Source organism: Vibrio chagasii (genome assembly GCF_002954585.1).
Taxonomy (GTDB): Bacteria; Pseudomonadota; Gammaproteobacteria; order Enterobacterales; family Vibrionaceae; genus Vibrio; species Vibrio chagasii_A.
The window spans coordinates 1-20,350 of the sequence record NZ_MSCI01000004.1 but is presented as its reverse complement, the minus strand read 5'-3'; the positions used below and the strand labels follow the sequence as shown (position 1 = coordinate 20,350).

The window sequence follows — 20,350 nt, the reverse complement described above, 5'->3', positions numbered from 1 at the left end:
AAGCTTTTTGTTTTGCCTATCGCTCCCCTACCCAATCAACTTTGTTGAAGCCTAAGTGCCACCAGCAAACCACCAATCCGTATCCATGATTCTTCCACAATTATAGTGTTTCCACCGATGCTTGTGGTTCACCGGCTAGTATCTGTAAAAGTACGCCTAAACCCATACACCAATAGCCCAAACGCCAGATACAAAAAAGGCACCCGAAGGTGCCTTTTTGTTATCTCTTAGAGATTACTCTTCTGAAGAGAAACCTGCATTTAGAAGTGCTGCAAGGTTGTCAGTAGCTTGTTCAGCTGATGGACCTTCCTGCTCTTCTTCACGCTTAGCTTGACGCTCTTGGTGGTATGCGAAACCAGTACCAGCTGGGATCAGACGACCAACAATTACGTTCTCTTTCAGACCGCGAAGGTCATCACGCTTACCAGAAACCGCAGCTTCTGTTAGTACGCGAGTTGTTTCTTGGAACGATGCAGCTGAGATGAATGACTCAGTTGCAAGAGATGCTTTAGTAATACCTAGTAGATCGCGTTCGAAACGTACTAGCTCTTTACCTTCAGCTTCTAGCTTACGGTTAGCAATCTTCACGTTGTGGTACTCAACTTGTTCGCCAGGTAGGAACTGAGAGTCACCAGAATGTGTGATTGTACACTTACGTAGCATTTGACGAACGATAGTCTCAATGTGCTTATCGTTAATCTTAACGCCTTGTAAGCGGTAAACTTCTTGAACTTCGTTCGCGATGTACTGAGTTACTGCGTGGATACCACGTAGACGCAGGATATCGTGTGGAGTTTCAGGACCGTCGGCGATTACATCACCACGTTCAACCTTCTCACCTTCGAACACGTTCAATTGACGATGCTTAGGAATCATCTCTTCGTAAGTGTCACCACCTTCACGAGTGATTACTAGACGACGCTTACCTTTCGTTTCTTTACCGAAAGACACAGTACCAGTGTGCTCAGCAAGGATCGCAGGCTCTTTAGGCTTACGAGCTTCGAATAGGTCTGCTACGCGTGGTAGACCACCGGTGATATCTTTGTTACCGCCAGATTTCTGAGGGATACGAGATAGTGTGTCACCAATGCCAACTTCAGCGCCATCTTCGATGTTTACAATCGCTTTACCAGGTAGGAAGTAGTGAGCTGGCATTTCAGTACCAGGAATCATTACATCGTTACCTTGCTCGTCAACAAGTTTGATAGCTGGACGCATATCTTTACCTGCTGCTGGACGAGCCGCTGCGTCTGTAACTTCAGAAGAAGAAAGACCAGTTAGATCATCCGTTTGACGAGAAACAGTTACGCCATCGATCATATCAACGAACTGGATGCGACCTGCCACTTCAGTGATGATTGGCATAGTGTGCGCTTCCCAGTTAGCAACAACTTCGCCAGCTTCTACTGCGTCGTTGTCCGCTTTGCTCAGTACAGAACCGTAAGGAAGTTTGTGCTTCTCTTTAGTTCGACCGAACTCATCAACAATCGTCATCTCAGATGCACGAGAGGTGATAACTAGCTTCTTATCTTTGTTGATTACGAACTTAGCGTTGTGAAGTTTCACAGTACCAGTTGTCTTAGCTTGGATGCTGTTCTCTGCTGCTGCAGTAGATGCCGCACCACCGATGTGGAACGTACGCATCGTTAGCTGTGTACCCGGCTCACCGATAGATTGTGCAGCGATAACACCAACTGCTTCACCTTGGTTCACTAGGTGACCACGTGCTAGGTCACGACCGTAACACTGTGCACAACAACCGAAGTCTGCATCACAGGTAACAACAGAACGCACTTTCATGCGGTCTACAGAGTTGTCTTCCATGATCTGACACCACTTCTCATCAATCAGAGTGTTACGTGGAATCAGTACATCTTCAGTACCAGGCTTAAGAACGTCTTCAGCTACTACACGACCTAGAGCAAGCTCAGAAAGTGCAACTTTAACGTCACCACCTTCGATGTGAGGCATCATGTCGATACCTTCATGCGTGCCACAGTCATGTTCGTGAACTACAACGTCTTGAGCAACGTCTACTAGACGACGAGTTAGGTAACCCGAGTTCGCTGTTTTCAGTGCTGTATCCGCAAGACCCTTACGAGCACCGTGCGTTGAGATAAAGTACTGAAGGACGTTTAGACCTTCTTTAAAGTTCGCTGTGATCGGCGTTTCGATGATTGAACCATCTGGACGCGCCATCAGACCACGCATACCTGCTAGCTGACGAATCTGAGCTGCAGAACCACGTGCGCCCGAGTCGGCCATCATGTAGATGCTGTTGAACGATTCTTGCTGTTCTTCTTCTCCGTCACGGTTGATAACTGTTTCAGAAGATAGGTTATCCATCATCGCTTTCGCAACGCGGTCATTCGTAGATGCCCAGATATCGATAACTTTGTTGTAACGCTCACCCGCAGTAACAAGACCAGATTGGAATTGCTCTTGGATTTCACGAACTTCTTCTTCAGCAGATTCAATTTCATCGTATTTCGCTTGAGGTACAACCATATCGTCGATACCTACAGAAACACCTGAAAGTGCAGCGTATGCAAAACCTGCGTACATGATTTGGTCAGCGAATACTACTGTGTCCTTAAGACCAAGCTTACGGTACGCTTCGTTAAGTAGGGTAGAAATTTGCTTCTTACCTAGCTTTTGGTTAACGATGCTGTACGGTAGGCCAGCTGGAACGATTTGCCATAGCATTGCACGGCCAACTGTTGTATCAACCAGCTTCGTTTCAGTAGTGCTGTTACCATCTTCGTCTACAACGGTCTCAGTGATACGAACTTTAACGCGAGCGTGTAGCTCAGCAGTCTTAGTACGGTATGCCTTCTCAGCCTCTTCAGGGCCAGCAAGGTACATACCTTCGCCTTTCACGTTGATCTTTTCACGAGTCATGTAGTAAAGACCCAATACAACGTCCTGAGAAGGTACGATGATCGGATCACCTGACGCTGGCGACAGAATGTTGTTTGTCGACATCATCAGAGTACGTGCTTCAAGCTGTGCTTCTAGAGTTAGAGGCACGTGTACCGCCATTTGGTCACCATCGAAGTCGGCGTTGTATGCCGCACACACTAGTGGGTGAAGCTGAATCGCTTTACCTTCGATTAGTACTGGTTCAAACGCTTGGATACCTAGACGGTGAAGTGTTGGTGCACGGTTAAGCAGTACTGGGTGTTCGCGGATTACTTCGTCTAGGATATCCCAAACGATAGCTTCTTCGCGCTCTACCATCTTCTTAGCAGCTTTGATTGTCGTAGCCATGCCACGGGTCTCTAGCTTGCTGTAGATGAACGGCTTAAATAGCTCAAGTGCCATCTTCTTAGGAAGACCACACTGATGTAGACGAAGGTATGGACCTACTGTGATTACAGAACGGCCAGAGTAGTCTACACGTTTACCTAGAAGGTTCTGACGGAAACGACCTTGCTTACCCTTGATCATATCAGCAAGAGATTTCAGAGGACGCTTGTTCGAACCTGTGATTGCACGACCGCGGCGACCGTTATCTAGAAGTGCATCAACAGACTCTTGCAGCATACGTTTTTCGTTACGTACGATGATGTCCGGAGCAGCTAGCTCTAAAAGACGCTTCAAACGGTTGTTACGGTTGATCACACGACGGTAAAGGTCGTTCAGATCTGAAGTCGCAAAACGACCGCCATCTAGAGGTACTAGAGGACGTAGATCTGGCGGAAGAACCGGAAGTACAGTCAGAATCATCCATTGCGGATCGTTACCCGATGCAATGAACGCTTCAACTAGCTTCAGGCGCTTAGTGATCTTCTTACGCTTAGTTTCAGAGTTAGTTGTTTCCAACTCTTCGCGCATTTCTTCCACTTCTTGATGAAGGTCCATTGTTGCAAGCAGATCTTTGATCGCTTCTGCACCCATCTTAGCAGTGAATTCATCACCCCACTCTTCTAGACGATCCAGATACTCTTCTTCAGTAAGCATCTGAGATTTTTCTAGATCAGTCATACCTGGTTCAGTTACTACGTACATTTCGAAGTAAAGAACACGTTCGATATCACGTAGAGGGATATCCATTAGTAGACCGATACGAGACGGTAGCGATTTTAGGAACCAGATGTGAGCAACTGGTGAAGCAAGCTCGATGTGGCCCATACGGTCACGACGAACTTTAGTTTGTGTAACTTCTACGCCACACTTCTCACAGATAACACCACGGTGTTTCAGACGCTTGTATTTACCACAAAGACATTCGTAGTCTTTAACTGGACCAAAAATACGCGCACAGAACAGACCATCGCGTTCAGGTTTGAACGTACGATAGTTGATCGTTTCAGGTTTTTTAACTTCACCGAAAGACCATGAACGGATCATGTCTGGTGAAGATAGACCGATTTTGATTGCATCAAATTCTTCGGTCTTATGCTGCGCTTTTAGAAAGTTTAATAAGTCTTTCACAATCAGCTCCTGTAAGGAGTTAAAAGGGGCTCACCCGCAAAAGTGAGCACCTTCAACCAAATAATCTCTTTTCTCTAGAAAGAAAGAAGGGATTACTCTTCGTCTTCTAGCTCGATGTTGATACCTAGCGAGCGAATCTCTTTCAACAGTACGTTGAACGACTCTGGCATGCCAGGTTCCATGCTGTGGTTGCCATCTACGATGTTCTTGTACATCTTAGTACGGCCGTTAACGTCATCCGACTTAACTGTTAGCATTTCTTGAAGCGTGTAAGCAGCACCGTATGCTTCTAGTGCCCATACTTCCATCTCACCGAAACGCTGACCACCGAACTGAGCTTTACCACCAAGTGGTTGCTGAGTTACTAGGCTGTACGAACCAGTAGAACGAGCGTGCATCTTGTCATCAACAAGGTGGTTCAGTTTCAGCATGTACATGTAACCTACAGTTACAGGACGCTCAAACGAGTCACCAGTACGACCATCAAACAGTTTAAGCTGACCAGATTCTGGCAGATCACCCAGTTTAAGTAGTTCTTTGATTAACGTTTCAGAAGCACCATCGAACACAGGAGTAGCAATCGGTAGACCGCCACGTAGGTTCTTGATCAGTGTACGAACTTGATCATCAGACAGTTCAGCAATATCAACTTTCTGACGAGTATCACCAAGATCATAAACCTTCTGTAGGAACTCACGGAACTTATGAAGTTCTTGCTGTTCCTTAACCATTTGGTTGATCTTGTCACCGATACCTTTCGCTGCCAGACCTAAGTGTACTTCTAGGATCTGACCGATGTTCATACGCGATGGTACACCCAGTGGGTTAAGTACGATGTCTACAGGCTGACCTTTCTCATCGTATGGCATGTCTTCAACAGGGTTAATCTTAGAGATTACACCTTTGTTACCGTGACGACCCGCCATCTTATCACCAGGCTGGATACGACGTTTAACCGCTAGGTAAACTTTAACAATCTTAAGAACGCCAGGCGCTAGATCATCACCTTGAGTGATCTTACGACGCTTAGTTTCAAACTTCTTATCGAAGTCTGCTTTTAGCTCATCCCACTGCTCAGCAAGTTGCTCAAGCTGTGTTTGTAGCGCATCGTCTTCTAGAACTTGCTCTAGCCATTGCTTACGACCGATCGTATCAAGCTTAGCTTCAGAGTAACCACCAGACAGAAGTACAGCTTTAACACGGTTAAGAAGGCCACCCTCAAGAATTTGGAACTCTTCAGTTAGGTCTTTCTTAGCTTCTTTAAGCTGCATCTGTTCGATTTCAAGTGCACGCTTGTCTTTCTCTACGCCATCGCGAGTGAAGACTTGTACATCGATGATAGTACCCGAAACAGAGTTTGGTACACGTAGAGAAGTATCTTTAACATCAGATGCTTTCTCACCGAAGATTGCACGTAGTAGCTTCTCTTCAGGAGTCAGTTGAGTTTCACCTTTAGGTGTTACTTTACCAACTAGGATGTCGCCACCCTTAACTTCAGCACCAATGTAAACGATACCTGACTCGTCTAGTTTAGACAGAGCAGACTCACCTACGTTTGGAATATCAGCTGTGATCTCTTCAGAGCCCAGCTTAGTATCACGAGCCACACAAGATAGTTCTTGGATGTGGATAGTCGTGAAACGGTCTTCTTGAACTACGCGCTCAGATACTAAGATCGAGTCTTCGAAGTTGTAACCATTCCAAGGCATGAACGCGATACGCATGTTTTGACCAAGTGCTAGCTCACCAAGGTCTGTTGAAGGACCGTCAGCTAGTACGTCGCCGCGTGATACAGGTTCACCTGGCAGCACGGTAGGACGTTGGTTGATACATGTGTTCTGGTTTGAACGCGTGTACTTAGTTAGGTTGTAGATGTCGATACCAGCTTCGCCAGGTACTAGCTCATCTTCATTAACCTTAACTACGATACGAGAAGCGTCCACAGACTGAATCATACCGCCACGTTTAGCAACCGCTGTAACACCAGAGTCAACTGCGATGTTACGTTCGATACCAGTACCTACTAGAGGCTTATCAGCCTTAAGTGTTGGTACCGCTTGACGTTGCATGTTCGCACCCATCAATGCACGGTTCGCATCATCGTGTTCTAGGAACGGGATAAGCGATGCAGCGATAGATACTACTTGGTTTGTCGCAACGTCCATGTAGTCAACGTGGTCGCGTGGGTGAAGACCAGATTCACCTTTTTGACGAGCAGTGATTAGCTCATCTGCGAACGTACCTTCTTCAGTAAGAACGGTGTTCGCCTGCGCGATTACAAATTGACCTTCCTGGATTGCAGACAGGTAATCAACTTCGTCTGTTACTACGCCATCTACTACACGACGGTACGGAGTTTCTAGGAAACCGTAATCGTTACAACGTGCGAATGCAGATAGTGAGTTAATTAGACCGATGTTTGGACCTTCAGGCGTTTCGATCGGACATAGACGACCGTAGTGAGTTACGTGAACGTCACGTACTTCGAAGCCTGCGCGCTCACGAGTAAGACCACCAGGACCTAAAGCAGAGATACGACGCTTGTGCGTAACTTCTGACAATGGGTTGTTTTGGTCCATGAACTGTGAAAGCTGTGAAGAGCCAAAGAATTCTTTAACTGCAGCAGAGATAGGCTTAGCGTTGATTAGATCTTGAGGCATGATTGCATCAAGGTCACCAAGGCTTAGGCGCTCTTTAACGGCACGTTCTACACGAACTAGACCAACACGGAATTGGTTTTCTGCCATTTCACCTACAGAACGGATACGACGGTTGCCAAGGTGGTCGATATCGTCCACTTCGCCTTTACCGTTACGGATGCCGATCAGTTTCTTCATCACTTCGATGATGTCTGATTCATCCAGAGTACCGCGCTCTTCTTCTTCGTCACGCTCGATAGAGCTGTTGAACTTCATACGGCCTACAGTTGATAGGTCGTAGCGTTCTTCTGAGAAGAATAGGCTTTCGAATAGAGACTCTGCAGCTTCTTTCGTTGGTGGCTCGCCAGGACGCATCATGCGGTAGATTTCTACCAATGCAGAGATGCGATCTACTGTGCTATCTGCACGTAGAGTGTCTGACATGAATGGACCATGGTCTAGGTCATTCGTGAACAGTACTTCTAGAGCTTTGTGACCTGCTTGAGATAGGTTAGCAAGTGCCTCTAGGCTGATCTCTTGGTTCGCGCCAACGATGATCTCGCCAGTTGCTTCGTTGATGTAATCTTTAGATGCAACTTTACCAACGATGTACTCTACAGGTACTTCGATGTGCTCAACGCCATCTTTCTCAAGTTGACGGATGTGGCGAGCAGTAACACGACGACCAGTCTCAACGTAAACTTTGCCGTTTGCTTCGATGTCGAATGACGCAGTTTCACCACGTAGACGATCAGGAACCAACTCCATAAGAAGAGTTTGGTCTTTCACTTCGAAGTTCACCTTGTCGAAGAACAGATCTAGGATCTCTTCAGTTGACTTACCCAGTGCACGAAGGATGATTGAAGCTGGTAGCTTACGACGACGGTCGATACGTACGAATAAGTTATCCTTAGGATCGAACTCAAAGTCTAACCATGAGCCACGGTAAGGAATTACACGTGCGTTATAAAGAACTTTACCAGATGAGTGGGTCTTACCCTTATCACTGTCGAAGAACACGCCTGGGCTTCGGTGCAGCTGGGATACGATAACCCTCTCGGTACCATTAATTACGAAAGTACCATTGTCTGTCATAAGCGGAATTTCGCCCATGTAGACTTCTTGTTCTTTAATGTCTTTTACAGTACCTGCTGGCGCATCTCGATCAAAGATAACTAGACGTAGTTTAACGCGTAGTGGCTTTGAGTAAGTTACACCACGGATTTGACATTCTTTAACATCAAAAACTGGCTCACCAAGACGGTAGCTAACGTATTGCAGCTCAGAATTGCCGTTGTAGCTCTGAATTGGGAATACAGAACGAAAAGCAGCCTCAAGACCGTATTGACCTTCTGGATCCTGTTCGATGAATTTATCGAAAGAATCAAGCTGGATCGATAATAGGTATGGAATGTCCAAAACTTGTGGACGAGTACCAAAGTCCTTACGGATGCGCTTTTTCTCGGTATAAGAGTAAACCATGGGGTTCCTCAGCTCGCTGATAAGTGACCCAAACTACCCAAAACACTCCTCGGAGGGGGTAGTGACTAACAGCTGTTTAATGTAGTGAACAATCATATCGAAAACATGACTGTTTTTTTGCTCGGGTTATGACGCTTAAACAGCGGAAAATTCGTCATAGCCCTACAGCGCAAAAAGGCCGGTGGTTAAATAACCACCAGCCATTAGCCTTGCGGCTAAGAAATTAAGTAATAATTACTTGATTTCAACAGAAGCGCCAGCTTCTTCTAGCTGTGCTTTAAGAGCTTCAGCTTCAGCTTTGTCAACGCCTTCTTTTAGAGGTGCTGGAGCTGAGTCTACAAGACCTTTAGCTTCTTTAAGACCTAGGCCAGTTGCGCCACGTACAGCTTTGATAACTTGTACTTTGTTAGAACCAGCAGAAGCTAGGATAACGTCGAATTCAGTTTGCTCAGCAGCAGCGTCGCCGCCAGCAGCGCCACCAGCTACAACTGCAGCAGCAGCTGATACGCCGAATTTCTCTTCCATAGCTTCGATAAGCTCAACAACTTGCATTACAGACATTTCTGCAACTGCGTCTAGGATTTGCTCGTTAGTAATAGACATAACAATTCTCTTTTAAGTCAACAATAAGTTTAATTTGCAACCAGTGAAAAGCAAGGCTTAAGCCGCTGCTTCTTCTTTTTGGTCACGTAGTGCAGCGATAGTACGAACCAGCTTGCCAGCAGAAGCTTCTTTCATGCACATCATTAGGCGTGCGATAGCTTCGTCGTAAGTTGGTAGTGTCGCTAGTACTTCAGCATCAGTAACTGCGCCTTCAAATGCAGCAGCTTTGATCTCGAAATCTTTGTTCTCTTTAGCGAAGTCTTTGAAAAGACGCGCTGCAGCACCTGGGTGCTCGTTAGAGAACGCGATCAGAGTTGGACCAGTGAAAGTGTCAGTTAGACACTCGTAGTCTGTACCCTGAACCGCACGGCGTGCTAGTGTGTTACGAACAACTTTCATGTAAACACCCGCTTCGCGAGCTTGTTTACGTAGAGAAGTCATTGCGCCAACTTCAACGCCACGAGAATCAGCTACAACTGCAGAAAGTGCACCATTAGCTGCTTCGTTGACTTCAGCAACAATTGCTTTTTTGTCTTGAAGATTTAAAGCCATTTGGATTAACCTCTGGTTGTGATTACAGCACCCATTACAGTGTGTAATGAGCGTTTACGATGCTAATAAATATGAATCACTTCATTTAAATTAGGCACCGCCTACGTAGGTTTTATTAAGCTGTAGCTCCGAAAAGTACAGCGCCTACGGTCTTGGGATAGATAATTTGAATTGCTTCAAATCACCCAACCACAAATATTAGGCGCAGAAGTATACACTAAATCTGCGCCTAAGCAAATTAGTTTGCTTGAGTGTTCAGGCTAGCCTGATCAACAGCAACACCAGCACCCATAGTAGTAGAGATGCTTACTTTCTTCAGGAAAGTACCTTTCGCTGAAGAAGGCTTAGCTTTCTTAAGAGCAACTAGAAGAGCTTCTAGGTTCTCTTGAAGCTGGTTAGCTTCGAAAGATGCTTTGCCGATAGTAGTGTGGATGATGCCGTTCTTGTCGTTACGGTAACGAACCTGACCAGCTTTAGCGTTCTTAACAGCTTCAGCAACGTTAGGAGTTACAGTACCAACTTTAGGGTTTGGCATAAGGCCGCGTGGACCTAGGATAGTACCTAGTTGACCAACAACACGCATTGCATCTGGAGAAGCAACAACAACGTCGAAGTTCATTTCGCCTTTCTTCACTTGCTCAGCAAGATCTTCCATACCAACAACATCTGCGCCAGCTTCTTTAGCTGCTTCTGCGTTTGCACCTTGAGTGAACACAGCAACGCGGATTTCACGGCCAGTACCGTGAGGTAGCACAGTTGCGCCACGTACGTTTTGGTCAGATTTACGAGCATCGATGCCTAGGTTAACAGCAACATCTACAGACTCAACGAATTTAGCAGTAGCTAGTTCTTTAAGAAGAGCAACAGCTTCGTTGATTTCGTATTCTTTAGTCGCGTCAACTTTGTCGCGGATTACGCGCATACGCTTAGTAAGTTTTGCCATCTTATTAACCCTCTACCACTAGGCCCATTGAACGAGCAGTACCAGCGATTGAACGCTTCATTGCTTCGATGTCAGCACCAGTCATATCAGCAGCTTTAGTTTCTGCGATTTCTTGGATTTGAGCGTCAGTTACAGTACCCACTTTTTCAGTGTTTGGACGACCAGAACCAGACTTAACGCCAGCAGCTTTCTTAAGAAGAACAGCAGCAGGTGGAGTCTTAGTTACGAACGTGAAAGAACGGTCGTTGTATACAGTAATAACTACTGGAGTCGGTAGACCTTTCTCAACAGATTCTGTTTTTGCGTTGAACGCTTTACAGAATTCCATGATGTTAACACCGTGTTGACCTAGAGCAGGACCAACCGGTGGCGACGGGTTTGCCATACCAGCTGCAACTTGCAGTTTGATATAAGCTTCAACTTTCTTAGCCATGATATTTCCTAATATTTGGGTACATGCGCTAGCCGTAAGGCAAGCTCCCCATAAATTCAATTAACGCTTTTCACTTCCATAGAAGCAAAAAGGCGCGAAATTATAATCATAATTCGCGCCTTAAACAACCCTAAAAAGGTGATTTTTTATACTCTTTTATTTTGAACAAGTTGCTAATAAGTTATCCACAACTTAGTTCAACTAATCGAGTCTTAGTCCAGTTTTTCAACCTGACCAAATTCAAGCTCAACCGGTGTTGCACGACCAAAGATCGATACAGATACCTTAATGCGGCTCTTCTCGTAATCTACTTCTTCAACAGTGCCGTTGAAGTCAGCAAATGGACCATCGTTAACACGAATCACTTCACCTGCTTCGAACATTGTCTTAGGACGTGGAGCTTCGCTCGCTTTCTCTAGACGATTCAAGATAGCATCAGCTTCTTTATCAGTGATTGGTGCTGGACGATCAGAGGTACCACCAATGAAGCCCATAACACGCGGAATGCTGCGTACTAAGTGCCATGATTCATCATTCATGATCATTTGAACTAATACGTAGCCAGGGAAGAATTTACGTTCACTTTTACGACGTTGCCCAGCACGCATTTCCACTACTTCTTCAGTAGGTACTAGCACATCGCCAAATAGTTCTTCCATGTTGTGCATTTTAATATGCTCGCGTAGCGATTGTGCAACACGACCTTCAAAACCAGAAAAGGCTTGAACTACATACCAACGTTTTTTTGGAGCTTCACTCATGAATCAGAACCCTCTACACCCCAGTCGCTAGAGAAACTAAACGGACCATAATGCCGTCAATTCCCCAAAGCACTAGAGACATAACAATACATACAGCTAAAACGATCAATGTAGTTTGCATAGTTTCTTGGCGAGTAGGCCAAACCACTTTACGAATCTCCATGCGAGATTCTTTTGCAAAATCGATCGCAGCTTTACCTTTAGTTGTTGTTGCTGCAACGCCTAGTGCGGCAGCAATCAGCACAACTACACCTGCAGCGCGAATTACAACAGACAATTCACCATACAGGTAATTACCCACAACAGCAGCGGCTAACAGTACAAAAGCGACTACCCACTTCATTGTATCTGCTGCACTTGAGCTATCAGGAGTTTCAGCGTTTGCTTTCATAAAACCAACCTGTGATAAGTCTTAAATATAGACGACAATAACCCCGCTGTTGCAGGGCACATTCCTTTGCGTTGCAGAACAACACATCTAACAGTCATTTTAGTCAAAAAGACTGTTTAATTCTTTACTAAGAGCTGAAATTGATGCCAATTCGCTCAACTCTTTTTTTAGCGCAGAAAAAGGGCATCAAATGATGCCCTTTTTACTAGTGGTTCGTCAAATCTTATGCAAAGATTTTAGCTACAACACCAGCACCTACAGTACGGCCACCTTCACGGATAGCGAAACGTAGACCTTCGTCCATTGCGATTGGAGCGATTAGCTCAACAGTCATTTGAACGTTGTCACCTGGCATTACCATTTCTACGCCTTCTGGTAGAGTGATGTCGCCTGTTACGTCAGTTGTACGGAAGTAGAACTGTGGACGGTAACCTTTGAAGAAAGGAGTGTGACGGCCGCCTTCGTCTTTAGAAAGTACGTATACTTCAGACTCAAACTTAGTGTGTGGGTTGATAGAACCTTTAGCAGATAGTACTTGGCCACGTTCAACTTCGTCACGCTTAGTACCACGTAGAAGTGCACCAACGTTCTCACCAGCACGACCTTCGTCTAGAAGCTTACGGAACATTTCAACACCAGTACAAGTAGTTACTGTTGTTTCTTTGATACCAACGATTTCTACTTCGTCACCTACACGTAGGATACCACGCTCGATACGACCAGTTACAACTGTACCACGACCTTGGATCGAGAATACGTCTTCGATTGGTAGTAGGAACGGTTGGTCTACTGCACGCTCTGGCTCTGGGATGTAAGTATCTAGAGCTTCAGCTAGCTCAACGATCTTGTCTTCCCATTGCTTCTCGCCGTTTAGTGCGCCAAGAGCAGAACCTTGGATTACTGGTAGGTCATCACCTGGGAATTCGTACTCAGAAAGAAGTTCACGAACTTCCATTTCTACTAGTTCTAGTAGCTCTTCGTCATCAACCATGTCACATTTGTTCATGAATACGATGATGTAAGGGATACCAACTTGACGACCAAGTAGGATGTGCTCACGAGTTTGAGGCATTGGGCCGTCAGTCGCAGCAACAACTAGGATACCACCGTCCATTTGTGCAGCACCAGTGATCATGTTTTTAACATAATCCGCGTGTCCTGGACAGTCTACGTGTGCGTAGTGACGAGTTGGAGTGTCGTACTCAACGTGAGAAGTTGCGATTGTGATACCGCGCTCACGCTCTTCTGGAGCGTTATCGATAGATGCGAAGTCTTTCGCTTCACCACCGTACACTTTAGAAAGTGTAGTACAGATAGCAGCTGTTAGAGTTGTTTTACCGTGGTCAACGTGGCCGATAGTACCAACGTTTACGTGCGGTTTCGTACGTTCAAATTTTTCTTTAGACATGGGGTGTCCCTCTAGGTACGGATTAGGTGGCTTAAAATAAGACCACGCAACCAAAAAAAATGGTTTTCTTTATTAAAGGAGAAGAAGCTTTAGACTGGTGCTAATACCCAGAGTCGAACTGGGGACCTCACCCTTACCAAGGGTGCGCTCTACCGACTGAGCTATATCAGCACACAAAATGAGTTGGAGCGTGCAGCGGGAATCGAACCCGCATCATCAGCTTGGAAGGCTGAGGTAATAGCCATTATACGATGCACGCAACACGTAACTCTGTTTGAGCTATTTAACCTTTAGAATATGGTGGAGAGGGACGGATTCGAACCATCGAAGGCAGTGCCAACAGATTTACAGTCTGCTCCCTTTGGCCACTCGGGAACCTCTCCAAATTTTTGAGCTTTCTCTCGCTTGCCTCATAGGAAGGGAGAAAGTGGTGCCGACTACCGGAATCGAACTGGTGACCTACTGATTACAAGTCAGTTGCTCTACCTACTGAGCTAAGTCGGCACGAGTGGGGCGCATTTTATTGAATGATTTTCCACCTTGCAATAGTAAATTGAAAAAAAGTGCAAAATTCTCTGCCCAAACTCCGACATACGACTATTTAGCTCAAGGTTTCCGTCTTTAACCCGCATCTAGTACAGGAAGATATTTTATTTATCTATCGCTTGATGTATTTTCCATGCACTTGTTTTGTTATCCACTATAGAGTTTTGTATGAGCCCATTCATGTCATTTGACCGTACACACTGGTCTGAACTAAGGAATTTAGTTCCGATGACACTTTCTGAAAGCGACTTAAAAGAGCTTCAAGGCATCAATGAAAAGCTCACCATGGAAGAAGCTGTAGAGATCTACCTGCCGCTTTCTCGCCTATTGAACCTCTATGTGGCAGCCAGACAAAATCGCAATTCAGTACTTCATCAATTCCTTGATAAAAAAGAGAAAGCGCCGCCATTCATTATTGGTATTGCTGGTAGTGTTGCAGTGGGAAAAAGTACAACTGCGCGTCTACTTAAGGCCCTACTCTCTCGTTGGGAAAACCACCCAAAAGTCGAGCTAGTCACCACCGACGGCTTTCTATATCCAAATGAGGTGTTGGAAGAAAAAGGTTTGATGAGTAAAAAGGGCTTTCCTGAATCTTACGATATTAAGCGTCTAGTTAATTTTGTCTCAGACGTTAAAGCGTGCAAAAGAAACGTCACAGCACCAGTCTACTCACATCTAACCTACAACATTACTGATGATGTTAAGTGTGTTGACCTACCTGACGTGTTGATCATTGAAGGTCTAAACGTATTGCAGAGTGGAATGAACTACCCACACGAGCCACACCGTGTGTTTATTTCTGACTTCCTGGACTTTTCACTCTATGTGGATGCAGACAGCCAACAAATCAAAGAGTGGTATATCAACCGCTTTATGAAATTTAGAGAAGGGGCATTTACCAAGCCGGGCTCTTACTTTAGTCATTACACTAAATTATCGAACCAAGCGGCATTGGATAAAGCAGAAGCGATTTGGAGTTCAATCAATGGATTAAATCTGGAGAAGAACATCCTGCCAACCAGAGAGCGAGCGCACCTGATCCTACGAAAAGGTGCAGATCACATGGTTGAAGAAGTATTACTAAGAAAGTAGGAAGGTCTTAGCTACCCTTCCTAAGTGAGATTTCACCGCCGATATAACTTTCGATACCATTCTCGGTTTTAAGCAATACAGCACCCTGCTCATCAATCCCTTGTACGACACCTTCAATTTCTCTAGGTCCAATAATCAGCTTCACATTGCGACCTAAGAAATTATCCAAGCGATTCCAACGCTCAACAAAGTTCGACATCCCTTTCATTTCATAATCAACCAGTGCTTTCTCCCAAGCGTTAATCAAGGATTGTGCAAGCTGATTACGATCAGGCACCTGACCATCACACACTTCTTTAAGTGAGGTCCATGGTTGACCAATACCAGAAGTTGAAGGGTCCATCGACAGGTTGAGTCCTAAACCAATGACGATATGAGCAGCACCGCCAGATTGCCCCGACAACTCAACTAAGATGCCTGCAAGTTTCTTATCGTTATGGTAAAGGTCATTAGGCCATTTGAGCTTCACGCCTTCAACGCCCATCTCTTCCAGAGCCTCGACAACCGCAACGCCCACAACAAGGCTTAGGCCCATCGCAGCTGCCATCCCGGCGTCGAGTCTCCAGTACATCGAAAGGTATAGGTTGGCTCCAAATGGTGACACCCACTCCCTGCCACGGCGACCGCGACCAGAGGCTTGGTATTCAGCAACACAAACCGAGCCAGATTCTAGCTCATTGGTGCGATCTAACAGGTGTTGGTTGGTCGAACCTATAATAGGGATCAGCTCAAGAGATGCGTTGCTATTAGCAGCAGATAGTTGCTCATGGTCTAGCATGTCCAATCGGTCCGCTAGCTTGTAGCCTTTACCCTGTACACGGTAGATATCCAAACCCCACTCTTGAATACCTTTGATGTGTTTGCTGATAGCGGCTCGAGATACCCCAATCACCTCACCAAGGTCTTCGCCTGAATGAAACTCACCATCAGCAAGGCATTTTAACAGGGCTAGCTTGGTGCTGTGCTCTCTCATACTAACGCCTCCAAAGCCTTATCAAGATTTGTCTCACCATCACGTCCCATAAAACGAACCTCATGTTCAAGGCGAATATCGAACCTGTCTAATACGGCTTGACGAACTCGGTCTGCTAGCTTAAGCACATCCACTGCCGTCGCCTCATCATAGTTGATGATCACAAGCGCTTGATTTGGATGAACCTGAGCACCACCTTGATTAACGCCTTTAAACTGACATTGATCGATCAACCAACCAGCAGCGACTTTGATCATATTCTCACTCGCATAGCCCACAATCGTTGGGTACTCAGACTGCAAGCGATCAAAATGATCTTTACTGATCACTGGGTTTTTAAAGAAACTGCCTGCATTACCCTGAACAGCAGGGTCTGGCAATTTGCTCGAGCGAATTGCGCATACTTCATTAAATATCGTTTGAGGAGAGAGTGTCTCTTCAGGCAGGCTTTTCAGAGGACCATAATGATTACATGGCTGCCATACTTTCGGTAACGTTAAGCCAATCGCGACCACAATAGCTTTGCCGTAAAGGGCGTGTTTAAAAGTCGAATCTCGGTAACCAAAGAGGCACTCTTCTTTGCTTAAGCGCTTAACTGTATAAGTATCCAGACAAAGAATATCGACGTATTCGCACACATCCTGTAGCTCGACACCATAAGCACCGATGTTTTGAATCGGCGCAGATCCGGAACAACCTGGAATCATTGCTAAGTTTTCTAATCCACCAAGATCTTGCTCTACGGCCCACTTAACTAAGCTTGGCCAATCCTCACCACCATTAACATGGAGTAAGTGATGGTTATCCGACCCCGTTAAGGTAATGCCAGACAGCTTATTGATAATGACAAGGCCTGCAAAATGCTCAGTGAAAAGCATGTTACTGCCCTTTCCTAGCATCAGCTTAGGCGTAGATTGCCATTTAGGGTCCTGATAAACCGAGATCAACTCTTCAATCGTGGTCACTTCAACCAAAGCATCACAGGTTTGATCAATAGAAAAGGTATGAACGTTTTTTAAACTAGCATTGAGATGGAATTGCATGGCGATATTCAATTAACTTACACTGCGTTCATTCTACAGCAGATAAACCAGTGGCGCAGTGACTGAATGAACAATGTCATCATTACTCAATTAGACCCAGTAAAGGTTCCCCTTGTTAAACGCTTCTATAAAGAGCATTACCCAACAGGGAAAGCCAATAAAAGTGAGCTAATTTATTCACTCTTACTTGATGACGAACTTTGTGGTGTCGTCCGTTTCCGTGCTATAGAAGACTCGCGCTTACTGACAGGCATGGCGATCTCGAAGCAACATCGCGGTAAACAGTTAGGCTCCCAGCTAATGGAGTATTGTGCAAAACATACACTCACAGAGAACGATTACTGCTTTGCCTATGCTCACCTCACGAGCTTTTACGGTCGACACCAATTTGTCCAGGTCGATCCGAAACAGCTACCGAACGCCTTACGGGTTTTATATGAGCGTTATTCAAATAGCGGGAAAGATCTCATTCCTATGCAATATCAGCAAAATTGTTAGAGAATGCCTCGATTTTCTAGTATTTGGGGCTTTGCCTTTGGTAAAATTAAAGGTTCGCAATTTTGCATATTTTTAAGGTAAAACAGTCAATATGATTGCCAGTAGGAATCCATTCATACAGTTGCCAACCATAGCGCAGAATCCTGACAAGTTTGAAGTACTACTATCAGCGCAAGAGTTTCGAACTCGTCTTCTAGACGAGATATCTCGTGCAACGACCCGCATTAGCTTAGTCGCTTTATATCTTGAAGATGATGAGGCTGGCCGTGAGATCCTAACTGCCTTATATGAAGCAAAACAAAAGAATCCAGATCTTGACGTAAGCGTTTGTGTTGATTGGCACAGAGCTCAACGCGGATTAATTGGTGCAGAGTCTTCTGAAGGCAATGCTGCCATGTACAAAGAGTTTGCTGAAAAGTATCAGCACCCAGTCCCTGTCTACGGTATCCCTGTTCGTGGTAAAGAAGTCTTTGGTGTATTGCACTTAAAGGGCTTTATCATTGATGACAGCGTGATCTACAGTGGTGCAAGCCTTAACAACATCTACCTGAACTATCACGACCGTTATCGCTTTGACCGCTACCATGTTTTAAACAACGCATCACTGGCAGACTCAATGTTTGCCTACGTTCATGAGCAAATGATCTCTGACAGCGCTGTGTACGACTTAGCAGATAAGAACAAGCCAGCAACTAAAGAGCTAAAACCAGCGATCCGCCAGTTTCGTGCATCTCTAGCCAGATCTCAGTACCAATTTGATGGTCAGGATGTTTCACCAGAGCAAGTAGCGGTAACGCCTTTAGTAGGCATTGGCAAACGACGCAATCGTCTTAACCAAGGCATCAACCAACTGGTCGCTCAGGCTAAAGACGAGATCTTCATTTGTACTCCTTACTTTAACTTCCCTCCTAGCCTAGCTAAAGAAGTTAAGAAGGCGCTTAAGCGTGGTGTAAAGGTCAGCATTGTTGTTGGTGACAAAACGGCTAATGATTTCTTCATCTCTCCAGAAGAAGAGTTTAAAACGATTGGTGGCTTACCATACCTTTATGAACTGAACTTACGTCGCTTTGCTAAGGCCAATGAAGCACATATTGCAAGCCGTAATCTATCGATTCAACTTTGGCGACACGACTCTAACAGCTTCCACCTGAAAGGCATTTGGGTCGATAAGCGCTACATGCTGCTTACTGGTAATAACCTAAACCCAAGAGCTTGGAAATTAGACCTAGAGAACGGCATCTTTATCCAAGATAACTATCACCACCTAACTGATAAGTTCCAAGCTGAAGTAGATAATATTCTTCAACACACTCAGCTTATTTGTACTTATAAGCAGTTAGACAAAGTAGATAGCTACCCAGAAGAAGTTCAAAAGCTGATTCGCAAGATTACGCGAGTAAAAGCTGACAGAGTACTTAAACAAATACTCTAGTGAACGTACACAAGATATGATTTACCAACGCCTAGCAAACGCTAGGCGTTTTTGTATTAATAGGTTCTAGATTATCCACTGAGGTCACTAAGCTGTGATAAATGGAGCTTCACAGGCTCTCTATCTTCTGTCTGGGGGAAAATAACAGTTGGGGACAGAAGAGCTATAGTCGTATTCGGTAAGACAGGGCCTATCGAAAGCATACCCTTATCATAAATCGCTTCTCAGTAAGTGCTCTCAAACATAGTGAGCAACTACTAACTTAGTCAGTACTCACACATATAACAAAGGTATTCAGCTCCATTGAATACCAGCAAGAAGAGTAGGTTACACATCAGCTTTGGTGGGAAAGCATTAAGGGGTCGTGTTATTTGACCATCAGGCAAAAACTAACGTTGTACTACCGCATACACCAAGTAACAAGCCGCCAATAAGCTTGGAACTAGAACCTTCAAGACCAAACATAGTAAGTTGAAAGCTATGTATTTCTAACGCAAGTAAGCTCATAAGATTCTCGGTTTGGTGTGGGCGTACTAACCCAGAATAGTGCTTAATAATAATACCGAACCTAGTCTAGAGCCAATCAAAGCCAAGTCGTAGGTTAGGCTTCACAATAAGAAACAAAGCGGTTCTATCGAGCACACTAACGAACAAACCCTAGCTTTAAACAAGAGAGCGATTTGGATAAATAACGACGCTCCTATAGTTCAGGGATAGCTAGAACCAAATAGGGTAAGAGTTGTTAATCGAAGATCAAAAGACCATTACTGAGAAAAGACGAAAGGCGGGCACATCTAGTTCGTTAGTTCAATAATGGGCAAACCTTTAGGAGACTCTCTCTAATAAAAGGCGAATACAGAAATTCAAATGTAAAGAGAGCCCAAGCAGTTATGCTTGGCTGAGTATAAATATCTGAGCTGGGATTTCATCTGACTCGCACACAAACGGGGCTCGTTGGTAGAAGACCGAATTATCAAACCCTAGAAACGACGAAAGCCTAGTCGTAAGACTAGGCTTTCTAAAAGGTGTGATTTAGTTGGGTTGTCATCCTATCTATTCACCATTTGGTTACCGAATATAACCTGATACAACATACACATTTTTGATAGATGTAAAA

At 45.0% G+C, this 20,350-nt stretch carries 14 protein-coding genes and 4 tRNA genes; 3 read left to right on the top strand and 15 right to left on the bottom strand.

Features of this window, described 5'->3' with window-relative positions:
* Positions 1 to 234: 234 nt before the first annotated feature.
* The 13 genes from rpoC to BTO10_RS21525 all read right to left on the bottom strand — a co-directional run bounded on the left by rpoC (position 235) and on the right by BTO10_RS21525 (position 14,153).
* Entirely contained in the window at positions 235 to 4,437 is a 4,203-nt protein-coding gene (gene rpoC, locus BTO10_RS21585) for a DNA-directed RNA polymerase subunit beta' (RefSeq protein ID WP_105025791.1), read from the bottom strand.
* 92 nt (positions 4,438 to 4,529) lie between these two features.
* On the bottom strand, positions 4,530 to 8,558 hold the full coding sequence (gene rpoB / locus BTO10_RS21580; RefSeq protein ID WP_004737077.1) for a DNA-directed RNA polymerase subunit beta: 4,029 nt from the start codon (positions 8,556 to 8,558) through the stop codon (positions 4,530 to 4,532).
* A gap of 234 nt (positions 8,559 to 8,792) precedes the next feature.
* Positions 8,793 to 9,161 (bottom strand): 50S ribosomal protein L7/L12, encoded by a 369-nt coding sequence (rplL, locus tag BTO10_RS21575; protein WP_004737076.1) that lies wholly within the window; start codon positions 9,159 to 9,161, stop codon positions 8,793 to 8,795.
* A gap of 57 nt (positions 9,162 to 9,218) precedes the next feature.
* A complete protein-coding gene (gene rplJ / locus BTO10_RS21570; RefSeq protein WP_004737075.1) occupies positions 9,219 to 9,713 on the bottom strand; it encodes a 50S ribosomal protein L10 in 495 nt (164 codons plus the stop codon).
* Between the two features lie 238 nt (positions 9,714 to 9,951).
* Positions 9,952 to 10,656: a 50S ribosomal protein L1 gene (gene rplA / locus BTO10_RS21565; protein WP_004737074.1), complete on the bottom strand. Its 705-nt coding sequence runs from the start codon at positions 10,654 to 10,656 to the stop codon at positions 9,952 to 9,954.
* Positions 10,657 to 10,660: 4 nt separating this feature from the next.
* On the bottom strand, positions 10,661 to 11,089 hold the full coding sequence (gene rplK / locus BTO10_RS21560) for a 50S ribosomal protein L11 (RefSeq protein ID WP_026084318.1): 429 nt from the start codon (positions 11,087 to 11,089) through the stop codon (positions 10,661 to 10,663).
* Between the two features lie 212 nt (positions 11,090 to 11,301).
* Positions 11,302 to 11,850, bottom strand: a complete 549-nt coding sequence (nusG, locus tag BTO10_RS21555; RefSeq protein ID WP_004737072.1) for a transcription termination/antitermination protein NusG — start codon at positions 11,848 to 11,850, stop codon at positions 11,302 to 11,304.
* A gap of 13 nt (positions 11,851 to 11,863) precedes the next feature.
* Positions 11,864 to 12,241 carry a preprotein translocase subunit SecE gene (secE, locus tag BTO10_RS21550; protein ID WP_004737071.1) on the bottom strand — a complete coding sequence of 126 codons (378 nt, stop codon included), beginning with the start codon at positions 12,239 to 12,241 and terminating at the stop codon, positions 11,864 to 11,866.
* A gap of 223 nt (positions 12,242 to 12,464) precedes the next feature.
* On the bottom strand, positions 12,465 to 13,649 hold the full coding sequence (tuf, locus tag BTO10_RS21545) for an elongation factor Tu (protein WP_105025790.1): 1,185 nt from the start codon (positions 13,647 to 13,649) through the stop codon (positions 12,465 to 12,467).
* A gap of 95 nt (positions 13,650 to 13,744) precedes the next feature.
* Positions 13,745 to 13,820, bottom strand: a tRNA-Thr gene (locus BTO10_RS21540).
* A 13-nt stretch (positions 13,821 to 13,833) separates the two neighbouring features.
* A tRNA-Gly gene (locus BTO10_RS21535) sits at positions 13,834 to 13,908 on the bottom strand.
* A 39-nt stretch (positions 13,909 to 13,947) separates the two neighbouring features.
* A tRNA-Tyr gene (locus BTO10_RS21530) sits at positions 13,948 to 14,032 on the bottom strand.
* Between the two features lie 45 nt (positions 14,033 to 14,077).
* Positions 14,078 to 14,153, bottom strand: a tRNA-Thr gene (locus BTO10_RS21525).
* 210 nt (positions 14,154 to 14,363) lie between these two features.
* Here BTO10_RS21525 and coaA point away from each other — a divergent pair.
* Positions 14,364 to 15,287: a type I pantothenate kinase gene (gene coaA / locus BTO10_RS21520; protein ID WP_105025789.1), complete on the top strand. Its 924-nt coding sequence runs from the start codon at positions 14,364 to 14,366 to the stop codon at positions 15,285 to 15,287.
* Positions 15,288 to 15,294: 7 nt separating this feature from the next.
* On the opposite strand, the gene birA is transcribed toward coaA, so the two are convergent.
* Positions 15,295 to 16,260: a bifunctional biotin--[acetyl-CoA-carboxylase] ligase/biotin operon repressor BirA gene (birA, locus tag BTO10_RS21515; RefSeq protein WP_004741894.1), complete on the bottom strand. Its 966-nt coding sequence runs from the start codon at positions 16,258 to 16,260 to the stop codon at positions 15,295 to 15,297.
* Positions 16,257 to 17,303, bottom strand: coding sequence for a UDP-N-acetylmuramate dehydrogenase (gene murB, locus BTO10_RS21510; RefSeq protein ID WP_004741895.1), 1,047 nt, complete (start codon positions 17,301 to 17,303; stop codon positions 16,257 to 16,259). Before murB ends, birA begins: the two co-directional genes overlap by 4 nt.
* Before the next feature lie 66 nt (positions 17,304 to 17,369).
* Between murB and BTO10_RS21505 the strand changes: the two genes are divergently transcribed.
* Together BTO10_RS21505 and pssA are read left to right on the top strand one after the other, a co-directional pair.
* Positions 17,370 to 17,801, top strand: coding sequence for a GNAT family N-acetyltransferase (locus BTO10_RS21505; protein WP_105025788.1), 432 nt, complete (start codon positions 17,370 to 17,372; stop codon positions 17,799 to 17,801).
* A gap of 91 nt (positions 17,802 to 17,892) precedes the next feature.
* Positions 17,893 to 19,233 (top strand): CDP-diacylglycerol--serine O-phosphatidyltransferase, encoded by a 1,341-nt coding sequence (gene pssA, locus BTO10_RS21500; protein WP_105025787.1) that lies wholly within the window; start codon positions 17,893 to 17,895, stop codon positions 19,231 to 19,233.
* Positions 19,234 to 20,350 lie beyond the last annotated feature (1,117 nt).